The 18,053-nt window shown below is 69.4% G+C and carries 13 protein-coding genes; 7 read left to right on the top strand and 6 right to left on the bottom strand.

Going from position 1 to position 18,053, the window contains the following annotated elements; all coding sequences use genetic code 11:
- Positions 1-24: 24 nt before the first annotated feature.
- Positions 25-1,701 carry a long-chain-fatty-acid--CoA ligase gene (locus LZ199_RS35955; protein ID WP_253998302.1) on the bottom strand — a complete coding sequence of 559 codons (1,677 nt, stop codon included), beginning with the start codon at positions 1,699-1,701 and terminating at the stop codon, positions 25-27.
- 145 nt (positions 1,702-1,846) lie between these two features.
- Positions 1,847-2,491: a helix-turn-helix transcriptional regulator gene (locus LZ199_RS35950; protein WP_253998301.1), complete on the bottom strand. Its 645-nt coding sequence runs from the start codon at positions 2,489-2,491 to the stop codon at positions 1,847-1,849.
- A 55-nt stretch (positions 2,492-2,546) separates the two neighbouring features.
- On the opposite strand from LZ199_RS35950, the gene LZ199_RS35945 reads away from it, so the two are divergent.
- The 3 genes from LZ199_RS35945 to LZ199_RS35935 all read left to right on the top strand — a co-directional run bounded on the left by LZ199_RS35945 (position 2,547) and on the right by LZ199_RS35935 (position 6,642).
- Entirely contained in the window at positions 2,547-5,000 is a 2,454-nt protein-coding gene (locus LZ199_RS35945; protein WP_253998300.1) for a DNA polymerase domain-containing protein, read from the top strand.
- 435 nt (positions 5,001-5,435) lie between these two features.
- Positions 5,436-6,092, top strand: coding sequence for a trimeric intracellular cation channel family protein (locus LZ199_RS35940; RefSeq protein WP_253998299.1), 657 nt, complete (start codon positions 5,436-5,438; stop codon positions 6,090-6,092).
- Between the two features lie 55 nt (positions 6,093-6,147).
- A complete protein-coding gene (locus LZ199_RS35935) occupies positions 6,148-6,642 on the top strand; it encodes a nuclear transport factor 2 family protein (RefSeq protein WP_253998298.1) in 495 nt (164 codons plus the stop codon).
- Between the two features lie 4 nt (positions 6,643-6,646).
- Here LZ199_RS35935 and LZ199_RS35930 read toward each other — a convergent pair whose 3' ends face one another.
- Positions 6,647-8,488 carry a hypothetical protein gene (locus LZ199_RS35930; RefSeq protein ID WP_253998297.1) on the bottom strand — a complete coding sequence of 614 codons (1,842 nt, stop codon included), beginning with the start codon at positions 8,486-8,488 and terminating at the stop codon, positions 6,647-6,649.
- A gap of 4 nt (positions 8,489-8,492) precedes the next feature.
- Complete coding sequence (locus tag LZ199_RS35925) at positions 8,493-9,590, bottom strand: DUF2304 family protein (RefSeq protein ID WP_253998296.1); 1,098 nt, start codon at positions 9,588-9,590, stop codon at positions 8,493-8,495.
- A gap of 274 nt (positions 9,591-9,864) precedes the next feature.
- Between LZ199_RS35925 and LZ199_RS35920 the strand changes: the two genes are divergently transcribed.
- A complete protein-coding gene (locus LZ199_RS35920) occupies positions 9,865-11,562 on the top strand; it encodes a dihydroxyacetone kinase family protein (RefSeq protein WP_253998295.1) in 1,698 nt (565 codons plus the stop codon).
- Here LZ199_RS35920 and LZ199_RS35915 read toward each other — a convergent pair.
- On the bottom strand, positions 11,552-12,547 hold the full coding sequence (locus LZ199_RS35915) for a hypothetical protein (protein ID WP_253998294.1): 996 nt from the start codon (positions 12,545-12,547) through the stop codon (positions 11,552-11,554). The two genes, LZ199_RS35920 and LZ199_RS35915, sit on opposite strands and share 11 nt — an antisense overlap.
- 173 nt (positions 12,548-12,720) lie before the next feature.
- Between LZ199_RS35915 and LZ199_RS35910 the strand changes: the two genes are divergently transcribed.
- The 3 genes from LZ199_RS35910 to LZ199_RS35900 all read left to right on the top strand — a co-directional run bounded on the left by LZ199_RS35910 (position 12,721) and on the right by LZ199_RS35900 (position 16,524).
- Positions 12,721-13,332 (top strand): hypothetical protein, encoded by a 612-nt coding sequence (locus LZ199_RS35910; RefSeq protein ID WP_253998293.1) that lies wholly within the window; start codon positions 12,721-12,723, stop codon positions 13,330-13,332.
- A gap of 138 nt (positions 13,333-13,470) precedes the next feature.
- A complete protein-coding gene (locus LZ199_RS35905; protein WP_253998292.1) occupies positions 13,471-15,585 on the top strand; it encodes an endo-1,3-alpha-glucanase family glycosylhydrolase in 2,115 nt (704 codons plus the stop codon).
- Positions 15,586-15,624: 39 nt separating this feature from the next.
- A complete protein-coding gene (locus LZ199_RS35900; RefSeq protein ID WP_253998291.1) occupies positions 15,625-16,524 on the top strand; it encodes a WG repeat-containing protein in 900 nt (299 codons plus the stop codon).
- A 9-nt stretch (positions 16,525-16,533) separates the two neighbouring features.
- Here LZ199_RS35900 and LZ199_RS35895 read toward each other — a convergent pair whose 3' ends face one another.
- A complete protein-coding gene (locus tag LZ199_RS35895) occupies positions 16,534-18,015 on the bottom strand; it encodes an RCC1 domain-containing protein (RefSeq protein ID WP_253998290.1) in 1,482 nt (493 codons plus the stop codon).
- Positions 18,016-18,053 lie beyond the last annotated feature (38 nt).

Raw genomic sequence — 18,053 nt, 5'->3', positions numbered from 1 at the left:
GGCCGACGTGACGTCACCTGGAACTCAGGCGACCTTCTTCTCGCGCAGCTCGCGCCGCAGAATCTTGCCGACGTTCGTCTTCGGCAGGTCCGTGCGGAACTCGATGTGCTTGGGCCGCTTGTAGCCGGTGAGCTGCTCACGGCAGAAGTCCATCAGCTGGGCCTCCGTGAGCGACGGGTCCTTCTTCACCACGAAGAGCTTCACCACCTCGCCGGAGTGCTCGTCGGGGATGCCCACCGCCGCCACTTCCAGCACGCCGGGGTGCATGGCCACCACACCCTCGACTTCGTTCGGGTACACGTTGAAGCCGGACACGAGAATCATGTCCTTCTTGCGGTCGACGATTTTGGTGTGGCCGCGCTCGTCCATGATGCCGATGTCGCCGGAGCGGAAGAAGCCGTCGGGGAACATCACCTTCTCCGTCTCGTCCGGACGGTTCCAGTAGCCGGCCATGACCTGCGGGCCGCGGATACAGATTTCGCCCGACTCGCCCATCGGAACGTCGTTGCCGTCCTCGTCGCGGATGGCGATTTCAGTGCCCGGGACCGGCAGGCCGATGGTGCCCGAGTACTCCGTGGCGATGGGCGTGTTGCTGGTGGCCACCGGAGACGTCTCCGACAGGCCGTAGCCCTCGATGAGCGGCACGCGCGTGGCGGCGAACCACTTGTCCGCCACCGCCTTCTGCACCGCCATGCCTCCGCCGTTGGAGACCATCAGGTGGGAGAAGTCGAGCTTGCTGAAGTCCGGGTGGTTGACCAGCGCGTTGTAGAGCGTGTTCACCGCCGGGAGGATGTGGAAGGGCTGCTCCGACAGCGTCTTGATGAACGCCGGGATATCGCGCGGGTTGGGGATGAGCACGTTCATCGCGCCCATGCGCATGCCCATCAGGCCGCACACGGTGAGCGCGAAGATGTGGTACATCGGCAGCGCGCAGATGATGTTCGCCTGCTCGATGTTCCGGCCCTTCATCGCGGGCTGGAGCCACGCCTCCACCTGCAGCAGGTTGGCGATGACGTTGCGGTGCAGCAGCATCGCGCCCTTCGACACACCCGTCGTGCCACCCGTGTACTGCAGGAACGCGATGTCATCTCGCGTCGTGGTGGCGGGGGTGAGCGTGCGCGTGCCGCCCTCGGCCAGCACCTGCTTGAAGCTGGTGGCGCGCGGAAGCTGGAACGCGGGCACCATCTTCTTGACCTTGCGCACCACGAAGTTGACCAGCGTGCCCTTGAAGCCGCCCAGCAGGTCGCCCATCGTCGCGACGACGACGTGCCGCACCGGCGTCTTCTCCAGCACCGCCTGCAACGTGACGGCGAAGTTCTCCAGGATGAAGATGGCCTGGGCGCCGCTGTCCTTGAGCTGGTACTCCAGCTCGCGCGGCGTGTAGAGCGGGTTGATGTTCACCACGATGTAGCCGGCGCGCAGGATCGCGGCGATGCACACCGGATACTGCAACACGTTGGGCATCATGATGGCGACGGTGGCGCCCTTCTCCAGCCCCCGTGACTGAAGCCACGCGCCCACGCGCCGCGACAGTGCGTCCAGCTCCCGATACGTGATGAACTTGCCCATGCACTTGAAGGCGGGCCGGTCCGCGTACTTGGTGAACGACTCCTCCAACAGGTGCGTCAGCGTCGGGTACTGCCGGTCATCGATTTCCGCCGGGACTCCAGGCGGATAGTGCTTCAACCAGGGCTTCTCCATCGGGCTCGCCTCCAAGGCGCGTGTCGTTGATGGGTTGGGGGACGCGGATGGTATCCCGATTGCGCGCCAGTCCAGCCCCCGGGTCGGCGGATGTTCGTTGTCTGCCTTTGCCGCGCTGCGGCATGGAGGCCCGCGCCGAGCGTCGTCAGGTGCCGAAGGCGCGCGTGACTTCCGCCTGGACGATGCGGTCCACGCGGTAGTGCCTGCGCTCGCCGCTGCGCACGTCGAGTGCGTCCAGGCGAGTCTCGTGTCGGTCCATCACCACCGAGACGATTCGCACCTCTCGCGTGGTTTCCAGGAAGTTGCCGTCCACGTAGGTGATGCGCAGCGGCTGCTGCTCGAACCAGGCGCGCTCAATCGCCGCCCGGACGGACGCCTTGCTGGGCAGCGACGGCACGCCGAGGAAGGACAGCTCCTTGAGCCTGTCGAGCAGCTCGCGCTGCGCGGACGTGGAGAGGGCCGCCCGCACCTTGTCCAGCGCCGACTCCAGCGTCCCGGTGAAGGGCAACAGCCGCATGTCGATGGCGAAGCGCCCCAGCGCCACCAGCAGTGCGGCCTCCCGCGCCGTGAAGTTCACCGGCGGCAGGCTGTAGCTGCGGTCCAACGCGTAGCCGCCGCCCCGCCCGCGCTCCGCGGCCACCGGCATTGACGCGGCGCGCAACGTGTCGAGGTCCCGGTAGATGGTGCGCACCGTGACGCTGAAGCGCTCCGCCAGGGTCTCCGCCGTGACGCCGGTGCGGCGGCCTCGGAGGTACTCGGCGAGGGCGAAGAGTCGCTCGGTGCGTTGCATGGGGGTGATAACTGACATACCGCTGACAACCGTGGGCGGCAAGCTGTGAGGCATGATGAGCGGCATGTTGGAGGACGAGTGGCTGTGGGGCTGGGACGCGACACCGGGCATCGTCTCGGTGTGGGCGGAGCCCGACGGCCGCGCCTTCGTCTGGCGGCGGATTCCCGGGACGGGGGAGCTGGTGCGCGAGGACGTGCGCTTCCGGCCCTGGCTGGTGCTCTCCAACCTTGAAGACCTGGACCACCTGGGCGCGCGGCTCCGGCCGGAGCGCGAGGGTTATGCGCCGGGCCGGGTGACGTTCCAGGAGCTGTCGGGGCCTGGGGTGCTGCGCTTCCTGGTGCGCGCGGAGGACGGGCGGGCGCTGGCGGCGGACGTGCTGCAAGGCGCTTCGCGGCGGCTGGGGCGTGCGTACTCCAACCTGCGGGACCTGGGCCCGAGCACGGTGTTGTCGCTGCCGCCGGAGGAGCAGTACCTCACGGCCTCCGGGCGGACGTACTTCCGGGGGCTCGGCTTCGGCGAGCTGCACCGGCTCCAGTTCGACCTGGAGACCACGGGGTTGGACCCGGGCAAGGACCGCATCTTCCTCATCGCGATGCGCGGGCCGAAGGGCGAGCTGGAGGTGCTGGAGGCGCATGGACAGGGTGACGCGGCGGAGGCGGACCTGCTGCGCCGCTTCGTCGAGCGGGTGCGCGAGCTGGACCCGGACGTCATCGAGAACCACAACCTGCACGGCTTCGACCTGCCCTTCGTCGCGCGGCGCGCGAAGCTGCTCAACGTGCCCGTGTCGCTGGGGCGCATGGGAGGCCCGGGGCTGCGGCACCGGCCCTCCGCGCGAGGCTCGGCGCTGGGGCGCGGCGCGGAGCGCAACGCGGACTCGATGCGGCGCGCGCGCTACACGGTGCCCGGGCGTGAGTTCATCGACACGATGGACGCGGTGCTGCGGCACGACTTCTCCGCGCGAGACTTGCCGGGCCACGGGCTGAAGGCCGTCGCGCGGCACTTCGGCATCGCCGGCCCTGCGCGCGAGTACATCCCTGGCGCGCGCGTGCACGAGGTCTTCCAGACGGACCCGGAGCGGGTGCGGCGCTACGCACGCGACGACGTGGGCGAGGCGGAGGGGCTGGCGCGGCTGTTGGGTGGCGCGGCCTTCGCGCTCGCGCGCATGGCGCCCCGTCGCTACGAGCGACTGGCGGACGCGGGCGCGGCCACCGGGGTGCTGGACCCGCTGCTGGTGCGGGCGTACCTGCGCACGGGGGCGGCGCTCCCCGCGCATGAGGACGGGGATGGCACGTCGCACAACGGCGCGGCGCTGCACCTGTTCGCCACGGGGGTGGCCCGGCGCGTGGTGAAGGCGGACGTGGCCAGCCTCTATCCGTCGCTGATGCGCGAGTACCGCATCGGCCCCAAGCGGGACAGGCTGGGCGCGCTGCTGGCGATGGTGGACCGGCTGGTGGACCAGCGGCTGGCGGCGAAGAAGCGGGCGCGCGCGGCGGCGCCGGGCTCGTCCGAGCGACACGAGAACGAAGCGCTCTCCGCGGCGATGAAGCTCGTCGTGAACTCGGCCTATGGCTATCTGGGGGCCTCCGGGCTGACGCGCTTCTCGGACGTGCATGCGGCCAACGAGGTGACGCGGCGCGGGCGCGCGGTGCTGGCGCTGCTGTGTCGCGAGTTGGACCGCCGGGGTGTCACGCTGCTGGAGGCGGACACGGACGGCGTGTACTTCGCGGTGCCGGAGGACTGGCGCGAGGAGGACGAGCGGCGCGTGGTGTCGGAGGTCGCAGCGCTGCTGCCCCAGCGCGTCCAGCTCGAGTTCGACGGGCGCTACGCGGCCATGCTCTCGCACGAGCCGAAGAACTACGCGCTCCAGTCCTATGATGGGACCTTGCACCTCAAGGGCGTGGCCTTCCGCTCCAGCCGCGCGGAGCCCTTCGGTGAGGCCTTCCTGCGCCGCGCGGTGCGGTGCCTGCTGGCTGGAGACGTGGTGGGAGTCCGGGAGGTCTACGTCTCCACGGTGTTGGCGCTGCGCAGGCGCCAGGTGCCGACGATGGAGCTGGCCTCGCACGTCCGGCTGACGAAGGACTCCGCGCAGTACGGCGCGCTGCGCGAGCGTCGCCGCGAGCTGCCCTACGAGGCCATGCTCGCCGCTGGCAGGAAGACCTGGGTCTCCGGAGAGCACGTCCACGTCTACCGCGCGGTGGGGGGACGCGCGGGGCTGTTGCCGGAGCCGGAGCCAGATGACATCGGAGGCGGGCCGGCGGATGCGGTGGAGGCGCCGCGCGACTACGACGTCGAATACTACGTGCGGCTGTTGAAGGAGACGTTCGCCGCGAGGCTGGAGCGGGGGTTGACCCGGCTCGACTTCTCCACCGTCTTCGACGACCCGGGCCAGCCGTCCCTCTTCACGCCCTCGCTCGCGGATGCCAGGCCCATCCTCACCGTGGTGGCGAAGCCGCCGGAGGATGAGACGCAGGAGGCCGCGCGGACGGACGAGTCCTCAGGGGCGCCGTAGGTTGATGTGCCTGCTCGGCGCGGTGCGCTGGCATCGAGCGCGCGCCGCCGAGGGGCGCGGGTGACACATGAGCGCCGAGGACCTCACCCGGTGCTTTCATCCCTGCGCGGGGCTGTCGATGAAGCGGCGCGGCGACTTGAAGTCTTCCGTTGCTGCGCCGAGCTGTCGATGAAGCGGCACGGCGACTGGAAGTCTTTTGGTGCTTCCCTTGCTGCGCGGGGCTGTCGATGAAGCGGCGCGGCGACTGGAAGTCTTCCAGCGAGCGCTCCGGCGCCGCATCCGCGAGTCGGGCCCGCGGGACGCCTGACGTTCGAGTGCGTCGCGGTGTTCAGAAGCCGGCCTCTCGTGGAGTGGGGACATTGAATCCGTGAGGGCCGTGCTGCAGAGCTGACGCGTCCGGGAGGTCAGGTCCACGGGGCATCGGAGGGGAATGGGATGCGGCCCGCATCGATGGTCGACGCACCGGCTCGCGGCATGCCGCTGATGCTCCTGACGGCAGGGGACCTGGCCGGCACCCTCGTCTTCGCTGTCGAGGGCGCGCTGACGGCGGCCCGAGCGGGGCTCGACGTCTTCGGCGTGCTGGTGCTCGCGTTCGCCACGGCGCTGGGCGGTGGGCTCGTGCGGGACGTACTCCTCGGCGCGGTGCCACCGCTGGCGATTCGCGACTGGCGCTACGCCACGACGGCGTTCGGCGGGGGCGTGCTGGTGGTGCTGGTGAGCGGCCCCTTGGGGCAGGTTCCTCCTACGTTGTCGCTGGCCCTGGACGCGGCGGGGCTCGCCCTCTTCACGGTGACGGGCGCGAGCAAGGCCCTCTCCTTGGGCGCCCCCGCGCTGACGGCCTTGTTGCTGGGCGCGATGACAGGCGTGGGGGGAGGAACGATTCGCGACCTGTTCTTGGCGAGAGTCCCGCTGGTGTTGCGCGCGGATGTGTATGCGGTGGCGGCGCTCGTGGGCGCGGGTGTGCTGCTCGTGGCCCGGAGGGTGGGTGCGCCCGCCGTGCTCGCGGCGAGCCTGGGGGCCGTGGCCTGCTTCGGCTTGCGGATGCTGGCGGTCCTCCTGCACTGGCGTCTGCCATCCGTACCGGGGCAATGAATGAATGACGGTGCGAGGCCTTCCCGTACAGGCTTCCGCGCTAGAGTCCCCGGGTATGCGAGAGAAAGACCAGCAGTATGTGTTGGATTGGATTGCCATCCAGGAACTGGTGGCGGAGTACGGGCAGGCCATCGACTTCGGCAAGGACACGGGGGACTGGAGTCGGTGGGCGAATGTCTTCACGCCCCAGCTCACCGCGGACTACAGCCGCTTCATGGGAGGCGAGCCCATCCAAATCACTCGCGAGCAGGCCGCCGAGTACGGCCGCGTGGCGGTGGGCGCCTTCAGCCGCGTCCAGCACGCCACGGCCACCACCGTGAGGATTCACTTCAAGAGCGCCACGCAGGCGCAGGTGATGGCCTACGCGGAGGTCGCCCACTACTTCACGCTGGGCGGCGTCCAGCAGGAGTGGACCATCGTCGCCCGCTACACCCACGACGTGGAGAAGACGGCCGAAGGGTGGCGCATCCAGAAGGTGCTGCTGGACCCCGTCCACTACCGGGGCAACCCGCTGGGCCTGGAGATGGTGAAGGGCAAGCGGCTGACGTGAGTCGCTACGTCCCCGACTGCTTCGGCTCGCAGACGTGGCAGAGCCGGAGGGGGCGCTGGGCATCCCAGCGCGCGGGGTAGTCCTCGCAGCGCTTCTCCGCCCTGGCGTCCAGCGCCCGGGCCACGTCCAACAGCGAGCCTCCATTGGTGGCCTTTGTCTCGGCCAGCTCCTGGAAGTCGCGCTCCGTCGCGTACCAGAACACGCACAGGCCCGGGCCCTGCTTCACCAGGCCGTGGAGGTACTGCTGCCAGCCGAAGCTCAGCGCGTCCTCGCCCGTCGTCTTGCGCAGCCCCGCGTTCATGAAGTTCATCAGCGGCCAGTTCGCGGACACGAGCCCACCGAAGTCGGCGTGCTCTCGCGCGAGCGTCGCTTGGATGCGACTCCAGCCCTCGCCATCCGCGAGCGGGATGAGCGTGCGCCACGGCGCCTTGCCGGACCCGCGCTCCTGGAGGCTCTCCTCATAGGGCGCGACGGCCTTGTGCAGGTTGAACACGCCGACGCCGACCAGGACGGCCAGCGGCACGAGGCCCGGGTGAACCGGTCTCCCCTGACGCCGCCGTGCCCACCGTGAGAGCGCCTGGGCCAGCACCGTGGAGACCAGGACCAGCGTCGCGCACAGCACCAGCACGGCGCCGTGCAGGTGGTACTTGATGAGGTAGTACTCCCGACTCGTCACGAACCCCAGGCAGAGGAGCTGCACCAGGCCGCTCACGGCGCCGAAGAGGCCCGCATACAACGCCAGGCGTGTTCCGGTGTCGCCCAGGGCCAGCCCCATGCGCCTCGCGGCCAGCGGGAGCAACAGCAGTCCCAGGGCCAGCACCAGTTGTCCCCGCAGCATCGCGTGGAAGCGAGGCGCGACGATGCCGCCCGTCACCGGAATCAGCGGGAGCAGCTTCCAATAGGCGAAGAGGGCCGCGAGCCCCAGTCCGACGGCCAGGATGCGCAGTGCCATCCGGGCGCGCCGTGCATGGGGCACACCCATGGACTCGACGCCCGCCAGCACCGCGGTGACGAGGAGCACGTCGCCCAGGTTGAGCCCGTAGGTGTAGCGGTGGAGGACGACGGCGAAGAGCAGGGCTCCGATGCGCAAGAGCCGCGAGGTGAAGAACCCGAAGAGCATCCAGCCCAGCAGCGTGGGCACCAGTCCGAACAGGTGGGCGTAGAAGCCCTCGGCCTGGTGGTAGTGGAGCATCGGGAAGAGGATGGACGTCCCCGCCAGCAGGCCCGCGAGCAACAGCCACGGCGCCACGCGCGCGCCCGGCACTCCCGCTTCCTCCTGACGGTGGTTCATCGCCAGGAGCGCCGCGAGCATGCAGAGCGTCAGCAGGAAGGGGATGGCGTAGAACCCCGCCCGGAACGACTCGAAGGCGTTGAGGCCGAAGAAGACCTCCAGCCAGTGCGTGAAGGCGTAGAACGACACGAACTGCTGGTAGGTCTCCGGAGCGTTCTCGACGAACGCGCGCCGGAGCGCGACGTGATTGCCCGCGTCTCCACCGCCCATGGACATGAAGCCGTCGAAGGCGGGGGCGTAGAGCGCCTGGAAGGTCGCCAGCATGAGGCCCCCCAGCACCAGCAGCGCAGGGAGGACGTGCCACCCGCGCCTCACCTGGAGCCCTCCCGCGAGCGCGGCCAGGACCACTCCACCCGCGAGCAGGATGACCGCCAGCCCCAGGGAGGCGGTGATGCCCAGGCGCAGCGCCGCGCGGAAGACACCGGACAGCAACAGCGCCAGCACGGGCAACAGCGCCAGCACCAGCCAGGTGGCCGGGCCGGGGGATTCGGAGGGCGAGCCGCGAGTGTCGAGGCTGCTCAGCGCCCGGGTGAGCCGCTCGCGAAACGTCGCCATCCGCTCAGCCTCCCACCAGCGAGCGGACGCGCAGCCCCAGCAGCGCGGTGGTGACCTTGACCATGAACCGGATGCTCTTCAGTCCACTCAAGCTGGAGACGCCCTGGGTGCGCGGCGTCATCTCCACCAGGACCTCTTCGATGCGCAGGCCGCGGAGGGCGAGCAACGCGATGGACTCGGGCTCCGGATATTCGTCCGGCATCGCGCGCAGCAGCTCCTGCACGGCCCGCCGCGAGTAGACGCGGAAGCCGGAGGTCGGGTCGCTCACTCGCGCCTGCCGGCCGAACAGGCCCAGCACGAGCGTGACGAGCATTCCACCCGTGCGCCGCAGCGGGGTGGTGCTGCGCAGGGGATTGGACACCGCGTTGGCCGTGGGCTCCGGCGGCACGAAGCGTGAGCCGATGATGAGGTCCGCGCCCCGCTGACGGGCGAGCGCCACCAGGCGGGGAATCTCCTCGATGGGGTGCTGGCCGTCGGAGTCGCATTGGACGACCTGGTCCGCGTCCAGGACCCGCGCGAGCTTGAAGCCCGTCAAGAGCGCTCCGGCCACGCCGACGTTGGTGCTGTGGGTGACGTGGCCCAGGGGCGCGAGCGTGGCGAGCAGGCGAGGCGTATCGTCCAGGGAGCCATCGTCCACCACGCAGAAGGCGAAGCGCTCCTCACCGGTGCTTCGGGATTCGAGCGCGGCGAGCCGGGGGAGCACCTCCGGCAGCGAGCCGGCCTCGTTGAAGCAGGGCAGGAGGATGAGCACCTTGCGTCCCTCGCCAGCCAGGTGCCGCGCGGCCTCCTTGGGGAACTGCTGGGCGGCGAAGCTGGTGGTGAGCTCGACAATCTGTCGGGAGAAGCGCCGGTTCTCCGCCTGCTGCTCCACCATCTGGAAGAACAGGAACATCATCATCCCGCCGAGCACGAAGTTGCTGACGAGCTCGATGCCCAGCACCCGGATGACCGGGCGGAACAGGTCGGGATTGATGACGGTGGTCAGGAGGAACAGCGCCACCAACCACCAGATGAGCGAGTTCCTCGCGGGAAGTCGATGCCCGAACTGGGAGAAGAGGATGGTGAAGAATCCCGCGGTCAGCAGGATGACGAGAAAGGACATGCGCTCCCCGAGCCCTAGCTAGGTCTCTCCGCCCCGGCCCGGCAAGCGATTTCTGGCCCAAGGTCGAAGGGGGAGGGACGCCCCTGCGGAAGGGAATCCAGGACGCCGCCAGATGACCCGTTCCACGGGCTGGGTCCGTATGGGGGCGCGGCGATGGTTGGCGGACGTTTCCGATGCGGGCCTCGCTCGTCGTGTCGCTCCTCCGGACGTCGTGCCGGGACGCCCGTGCTTTACTCCCGCCGTTCAGGCCGTCCCCGCCAAGGAGCAGGAACCGGTGAAGAAGCTCGTCAATGAGCCCAGGGCCGTCGTGAGGCAGATGCTGGAGGGATTCGTCGCGCTTGCTCCAGGGCAGGTGTTGCTCGACGACGAGACGGTGGTCATCCGCGCCGACACACCGGCCGACCCTCGGCAGCGCAAGGTCTCCGTCATCTCCGGTGGCGGCAGCGGACATGAGCCGGCGCACGCGGGTTATGTCGGCGCGGGCATGCTCGACGCGGCGGTGGCGGGGGACGTGTTCACCTCGCCCAGCACCGACGCCGTGCTCGCCGCCATTCGCGCGGTGTCAGGCCCCGCGGGCTCGCTCCTCGTGGTGAAGAACTACACCGGAGACCGGCTCAACTTCGGCCTCGCCGCCGAGTTGGCTCGCGCGGAAGGCATCCCGGTGGAGGTCGTCGTGGTCGCCGATGACGTCGCCCTGCGCGACACCGTCGAGCCCGCGCGACGTCGCGGCATCGCTGGCACCGTCCTGGTCCACAAGGTGGCGGGAGCCGCCGCGGCAGCGGGGCTGCCCCTGAAGGACGTGCTCGGAGAAGCCCAGGCGGCCTCGGCGGAGCTGGGCACCATGGGCGTCGCGCTCGGCCCGTGCACCGTGCCGGCGGCGGGCCGTCCTGGCTTCACCCTGGGCGACGACGAAATCGAGCTGGGCCTGGGCATCCACGGAGAGCAGGGCGTGCGCCGCGCGCCGCTCCAGGCCGCTGATGCCCTGGTGGAGTCGCTGCTCGCCACCATCCTGGAGGACCGGAGCTTCGGCGCGAGCACCCGCGTGGCCCTGCTCGTGAACGGACTGGGCGGCACGCCCCCCATGGAGCTGGCCATCGTCACGCGCCGCGCGCTGACCCTTCTCGGCGAGCGCGGCCTGCGGGTGGAGCGCGCGTGGACCGGGACGTTCCTCTCCGCGCTGGAGATGCCGGGCTGCTCTCTGTCCGTGCTGAAGCTGGATGACGCGCGCCTGGGCTGGCTCGACGCGAAGACGACCGCGCCCGCCTGGGGAGGCGAGGGCCGGCTCGCACCCGCGCGGCCTGCTCGGCCCGTTACCGCCACGCCGTCCGCGCCTCCCACCCAGGAGCCTCGTCAGCCTGGAATGGAGCGCGTGAGGGACGCCGCGCTCGCCGTCGCCGCCGCCTTCGAGGCGAGTGAAGTCCGCCTGACTGAACTCGACAGCGCGGCGGGAGATGGCGACCTGGGGCTCAGCCTGTCGCGCGGCGCGGCGGCGATTCGCGCCCTGCCCGAGTCCTCGTGGACGACTCCCTCACGGGCGCTCACGGCCATCGGCGATGCCCTGCGGCGTGCCATCGGCGGAAGCTCGGGGCCGTTCTACGCCACCGCGTTGCTGCGCGCCGCGCGCCGGCTCTCCGAGGGCTCCACCGATGCTCCGGCCTGGGCGGACGCGTTCGTCCTCGCCGTCGACGCGGTGGCGCAGCTCGGCGGGGCCAGGCCCGGAGACCGCACGATGCTGGATGCGCTCAAGCCCGCGGCCGATGCCTTCGCGCGAGAGCTGAAGGCCGGAGCGCCGACCGCCGAGGCCTGGGCCGCGACGGTGCGCGAAGGAGCGCGGGGCGCGGAGGCCACAGCGGGCATGCAGCCCCGGCTCGGACGCGCCAGCTACCTGGGGAGCAGGGCGCTCGGTGTGCCCGATGCGGGCGCGGCCGCCGTCGTCGTCTGGCTGAAGGCGCTCACGCCCTTCATCGGATGAGCGACGGGGGGTTGCCCTTCGCCGGAGCCTGCTCCGGCGTGCCGCCGATGGGGCGGACGGCTTCCCTGGCACGACGGGGCGGACGCCAGCCGAGCGACACCCTCAGATAGGGCGCCGGGCCCGTGGACTGGAGCATCCCCAGCTCCACCCGGTCCCGGTTTTTGTCGAGCAGCGCATAGTCGTTCAGCAAGTCGAGCCCGATGGACGAGCTGACCCAGAGGTTTCCACTGCCCAGGCGCGCATTCACCGTGGGGCCGAAGCGCAGCGCCGTCTCACGGATGTACTGCGGCATGGGGCCCTGCCCGTCATACGGGATGCGCGAGCGGAAGACCTGCTGGTCGAACATGCCGGTGATGCCCAGCTCCACCCCGTCGCCCACCTTGTACAGCATGGCGAGCCGAGGCAGACCCACCTCCAGGATGTACGGCCCCTTGCGGTAGGCGAAGGCCAGCATGGGGATGACGGGCGTGGCGTCGAACGGATACAGCGCCACCAGGCCGAACGTCAGCCTCACGTCCGGGTCTCCACCAATCAGGTAGTTCGCCATGGCGAAGCCCACCCACGAGGTGTCCAGTCCGAAGTCGAAGGAGCTCTTGAAGTCCGTGCGCGTGTTCGCCACCGCGCCCGTCACCAGCATCCACCGGGGCGAGAGCGGACGAATCAGCGTGAGGCCGAGCTGGAAGCGATGGAACTGCCGACCCAGCTCCTCCTCCGACACGTCGGCCAGCGGACCGTGCTGCTCCAGTCCCATGAAGCGCGTCTCGTAACCGAAGGAGGGCACGAGCACCGTGCGGCCCAGGAACAGGGGCGGGAGGGGGATGCGCAGGTCCAACTGCCTGCGCTCATCCAGTCTGCCGCCCTGTGAGCCAATCTCGGTGCCGCGCGCGAAGGTGACGCCAACGTAGGCCCGGTCCTCCGTGGTCTGCGCGACCGCCGCATGGGCGAAGAGCAGCGCACAGGCAAGCAGCGCGCCCCGAGCGCTCACACTCCCGAGCGTCGAAACCCTTGGGACAGTCCTGGTCGATGCCACGCGGACCTCACACCGTTTTCCCGGCCGAGTCCCCAGTATACCCGGAGCCGGGCGGCCGAGGCTTCCCAGGGAGATCCGGCCCGGACATTTCGCTCGTCAGCTCCCGGGTGGACTTCTAGCCTGTGAACATGACGCTCTTCGAAAAGTTGCTGCAGGAAGGCTCGCTCCACGCACAAGCTGGCTCGGCCGGCAAGCGAGCCGCGCTCAAGGCGAAGCTGACACCGTCCGCCGAAGTGAAGCAGGTGGCGCAGGGCCTGACCCTCTCCGAGGGCCAGGACCAGACCTTCGACGCGAAGAGTGTCACGGTGAACGGCAACCTCATCCTGGAGGACCAGGGCCGCCTGCTCGTCGCGGGAGACCTGGTGGTGGAGGGCAACATCATCCACGAGGGCTTCGACTACTCGCTGCTCTTCGTCGGCGGCTCGCTCAAGGCCCACAACCTCCTCTTCCACGGAGAGATTGTCGTGCTGGGGGACTTCTCCCTCCAGGGTGTGGCGTGGACCTACTACAACGACTACTCCACCTACGCCGACACGCTGTCCGCCCGGCTCGTCGTCTCGGATGACCGCGAGGACGCCATCGACAAGGTGCGCGCGGACCATCACCTCATCGGCCACTCCAGCGAGATTGGCCCCCAGTTGAGCAAGCTGCTCGCCAAGGGGCTGGTGGATGAAGAGGGCGAGTGGTCCTACACGACGCTCGCGAAGAAGCTGAAGCGGAAGGAAGCACTGCTGCCATGACGTGAGCGTGCCGATGTGTCGCGCGGCTCAATGACTTGCAGGAAAAGCGCGAAAGCGTGCGCCATCTGGGGACCTCCCGTGTCCCGAGGGTAACCCCCTCTTCATCCCCCCGGATGAAGCGCCCCTCGAGGTCGACCGATGCGCATCACCATGGAGTTCGCCAGGGCGCGGCTCGCCGCGTTCTTGTTGGCACCCCTGCTCTCGATGTCGTGCGCGGGAGGCGCCCCGGACGAGTCGCTTCCCACCGAGGACGGAGCACCCGAGGCGGGCGTGTTTCCCACGGCGCCGGAAGCCGACCTGGTTGCCGCCGCGGCACCCTCGCTGACGACGGTGCTCGTCGCGACGGGCGCTTCGTGGCGCTACCTGGACACAGGGGTGGACCTGGGCACGGCGTGGACGGCGACGGGTTTCGCGGACGCGGCCTGGGCAGCGGGAGCCTCGCCGCTGGGCTACGCGGAGACGGACCTGGCCACGTCGGTCTCCTACGGCGCCAACGCCACCAACAAGCACATCACCACGTACTTCCGGCACGCCTTCACCGTCGCGGACGCGGCGCGAGTCCGCGAGTTGTTGGTGCGGTTGCAGCGGGATGACGGCGCCATCGTCTACCTGAACGGCACGGAGGTCTTCCGCAGCAACCTGCCCGCTGGAGCGGTGGGCTACCGCACGCTGGCGCCCGCCACCATCGCGGTGCCCGCGGAGGAGCAGACGTGGGTGAGTCAGGGCATCGACGCGGCGGCGCTGCGCACGGGGACGAACGTCCTCGCGGTGGAGCTGCACCAGTCGGCGGCGAACACGTCCGATGCGCGCTTCAACCTGGAGCTGAGCGCCACGCTGGCGCCCGCGCCGACGCCCATCTCCGAGTGCTACCCGTTCGACATGCCGACGACGGCGGTGCTGCGCGCGGCGCCGAAGAAGGTCTTCGGTTTCTATTACCCCATCTTCCCCATCTCCATCGACAACGCGCAGCCCGCGTCGGACTACTGGACGGGCTGGATGACGCCCGAGTCGCGCAACGGCGAGTACGCGAACATCGGCGGACTGATGCGGGACAGGCCGTTGCCCCGAGCCCCCTGGGCCGACAGCGCGTGGCGGCAGCGTGACTTCGAGACGGAGGTGCGCCGCGCGATTGCCTCCGGGATGGACGGCTTCATCTACGAGCACCCGTACCGCGTCTCGTCGGACACGCGGAACAATCAGCTCACCGTCATGCTCGCGGCGGCCGCGGCGGTGGACCCGGAGTTCCGCATCGTCCTCAGTCCGGACTTCCCCACCGAGGCCACGGGCACCACGGATGGACTGGTGTCGATGATTGCCTCCGTGGCGCAGCACCCGTCCGTGCACAAGCTCAACGGGGCCATCGTCCTGGCCAGCTTCAACCCGGAGCGCAAGTCGGTGTCCTTCTGGACGGAGCTGAAGACGCGGCTCGCGGCGCAGGGCATCCAAGTCACGTACTGGCCGCTGCTGTCGTACACGGGCGACGTGACGAAGTATGCGGAGTGGAACAACCTGGTGACGGGCTTCTCCACGTGGGGCGAGCGCACCGCGCAGTCCGGGGAGAACATGCGCCGCTGGAGCGTGGAGTCGCACCGCCGAGGCAAGCTGTGGATGTCCCCCGTCGCGTTCGAGGACGTGCGCCACAAGCTCACCGACAGCGAGAACAGCAGCCGCGTGTACTGGGAGGCGCAGAACAGCCTCGCGTTCCGCACGCAGTTCGAGAAGGCGATGGAGGGCGACGCGGACTGGATTACGTTGCTGACGCTGACGGACTACGGCGAGTCGTGGATGACGGCGTCCCAGGAGCGCGGCTACGTCATCATGGATTGGATTGCGTACTACACGACCTGGTTCAAGACGGGGCAGCGCCCCACCATCGTCCGCGACACGCTCTATTACACGCACCGTCGGCACCGCACGGACGCGCCCTACAACGCCGCGAAGCAGACGGCGCGCGCCATGAAGCTGCGGGGCGGGGTGGCCGCGTCCAACCAGGTGGAGCTGCTCGCCTTCCTCAAGGAGCCGGGCCGGCTGGTCATCACCCAGGGCACCGACGTGCGCACGCTGGACGTGACGAGCGCGGGAGTGACGGCCTTCCAGGCTCCGCTGGTGCCCGGCACCACGCCTGTCTTCGAGCTCCAGCGCGGCGGTGTCACCGTCCAGCGCCTGGAGAGCAAGACGCAAATCCTCGCGCAAACCGTCTACCAGGACCTCATGTATCACGCGGGCGGTGGACGCTCCTGCGCGCGGCCGTGAGCATCGACGCGCCACGGCCCGGACGGTAGGGTCCCTGGCGTGAAAACGCGTTACGGCTTCATCGACACGAAGGGGGAGCTGGTCATCCCCAGCCCCCATGGGACTCCCTTCACCTTCAACGAAGGCCAGGCCCGCATGCCCGCCGGCGATGGCTGGGTCTTCATCGACGTGAAGGGACAGACTTCGCTGAAGGTGACGCGCGCCTTCAGCGGCTTCAGCGATGGACTGGCCCTGACGGACGAGGGCTTCATCGACGTGAAGGGCACGCTCGTGTTGCCGGTGGAGTTCAAGGCGAACTTCACGAAGTACGTCGTGGCCGGGGCCACCTACGTGAATGTGGGGCGCTTCGGCTCGGGGCTCGCGCCGGTGATGCGCGCGGGGGCGAAGGCCTCTGACTCGTACATCAACAGGAAGGGCGAGGTGGTGCTGGACGGGTTCGGCGGCGGACTCGCCCGGCCCTTCGTCGACGGCAAGGCGCACGTCGTCCTGAAGAAGAGCCCTCCGGGCGAGGAGAGCCGGCTCATCGACCCCAAGGGCCAGTGTCTCGCCAGCTTCGACTTCAAGACGATGGGCCGCTTCTCGGACGGGCTGGCGCTCGTCATGAAGGGCAAGAAGTTCGGCTTCGTGGACGAGTCCGGCGCCTGGGTGCTGGAGCCCGGCTTCTCGAGCTGGGACGAGTGCCTGACGGAGTGCGCGTTTCGCGAGGGACTCGCGCCCGTGAAGGTGAAGGGTGTCTATGGCTTCATCGACCGGAAGGGGGCCATGGTCATCGAGCCCCGCTTCCAGGCGGTGAATGGCGCGTTCTCGGAGGGGCTGGCGGCCGTGAAGCAGGACGGCAGGTTCGGCTATCTGCGCGCGGACGGAAGCTGGGCGGTGACACCCCGCTTCGCCTCCGCCCAGCCCTTCTCCCACGGCCTGGCCGTGGTGCTGAACGACTGACGGCGCGCGCTACAGCGACGGCGTGTCGGTGCCCGTGGTCAGCAGGTGCGCGGGCACGGGCGTGGCGGTGGCCACGTTCCAGCTGTCGGGTCGGCCCGCCACGTCACCGGTGGGCCTCACGCCATTGCCCAGCACGCCCGTCTTGTTGCGGCCCCAGGAGTAGATGGTGCCGTCCGTGGCGGTGGCATAGCCGTAGAAGGACTGCGCCGTGTTGTGCAGGGCCTTGAAGGTGACGCCCGGGGCAACCTGCACGGGACGGAAGACCATCTTCTGGTAGTTGGACCAGTCCCAGCTGTAGGGCGTGTGGTAGGTGGCGAAGTCCAGCATCACTCCGTTGCCCACCTCGCCCATCGCGCTGTCGCCCCAGCCCCACAGCGAGCCGTCGTCCAGAATCACGTGCGTGGCATGGCCACACGCGGACACGTGGACGATTTTGCGCGAGCCGAACTCGGGGAACGACAGTTGGACTGGGGTGGCCTTGGGAATCCAGCCGCCCGTCGGACTGCCGATGCCCAGGAAGGTGCCCTGGACGCCCCATCCCCACAGGCTCCCGTTCTCGTCCAGCGCCACCGCCCAGCGGCTGCCTCCGGCCGCGAGCTCCTTCACCTTCACGGGGATGTTCAGCGGGTTCGGCTGCGCATAGCCCGCGAAATTGCCCGTGCCCAGGTTCTCCGCGGCGGACCCTCCGCCCCACGCCCACGCCTTGCCGGTGTCATCCAGCGCGAAGATGGTGTTGTCGTTGGTGGTGAAGCTCGTGATTCGCACGCCCTGCGGCAGCGGGACGCGCGTGGGGCGGGTGATGTTGCGCGGCGCCTGGTTTCCGTCTCCCGCGATGCCCAGCGTATTGCCAATCGCCGTGCCGCTCATGCCCCAGACCCAGACGGAGCCGTCCGCCTTCAGCGCCATGTTGAACAGCAGCGCGCTGCGCACCGCGACGACGTTGTCGAACACCGCGCCGGTGGAGTCCTGGAGGATGAGGTACGGCTGGCCGTTGTTCGGCGTCGTCGTGCGGTTTGGGTAGTCGTTCGTGGTGCCGTCGCCCCGCTGACCGTAGAGGTTCTGTCCGAAGGTCCAGACGCGTCCCTGGACATCGAGCGCGAGGCTCTGGAAGCCGCCGCCCGCCACGTCCTTGAAGCGCAGCCCCTGGGGCAGGGCGATGTCGATGGGCGGGACCTGGTTGTACGGGTTGGAGTGGCCCACGCCGAGCTGGCCCGCGCGGTTGGAGCCGATGCCCTTCACGCGGCCATCCACCAGGTAGAACAACTGGTACTCGGCGGTGGCGATGCGGGTCAGCCCCGCGAGGCTGTCACCCGCGTCGGCCGGGCCTCCACCCGCGTCCGGTATCCCCGCATCCTGCGTTCCGGCGTCGCTGACGGACGCCACTCCGAACTCATCTTCGGGCGACTCCTCCTTTCCCGAGTCACCCGACGACCCGGAGCACCCCAGGAGGACCACCGCGAGCGAGACGAAGAGCGTGCGTGATAGTGACATGTGTCTATTGTCACTGAATTGCTGGAGGTTCGCCAAAA

The sequence above is a fragment of the Myxococcus qinghaiensis genome (assembly GCF_024198215.1).
In the GTDB taxonomy this organism is placed as follows: Bacteria; Myxococcota; Myxococcia; order Myxococcales; family Myxococcaceae; genus Myxococcus; species Myxococcus qinghaiensis.
This window is presented reverse-complemented; position numbering and strand designations above follow the sequence as displayed.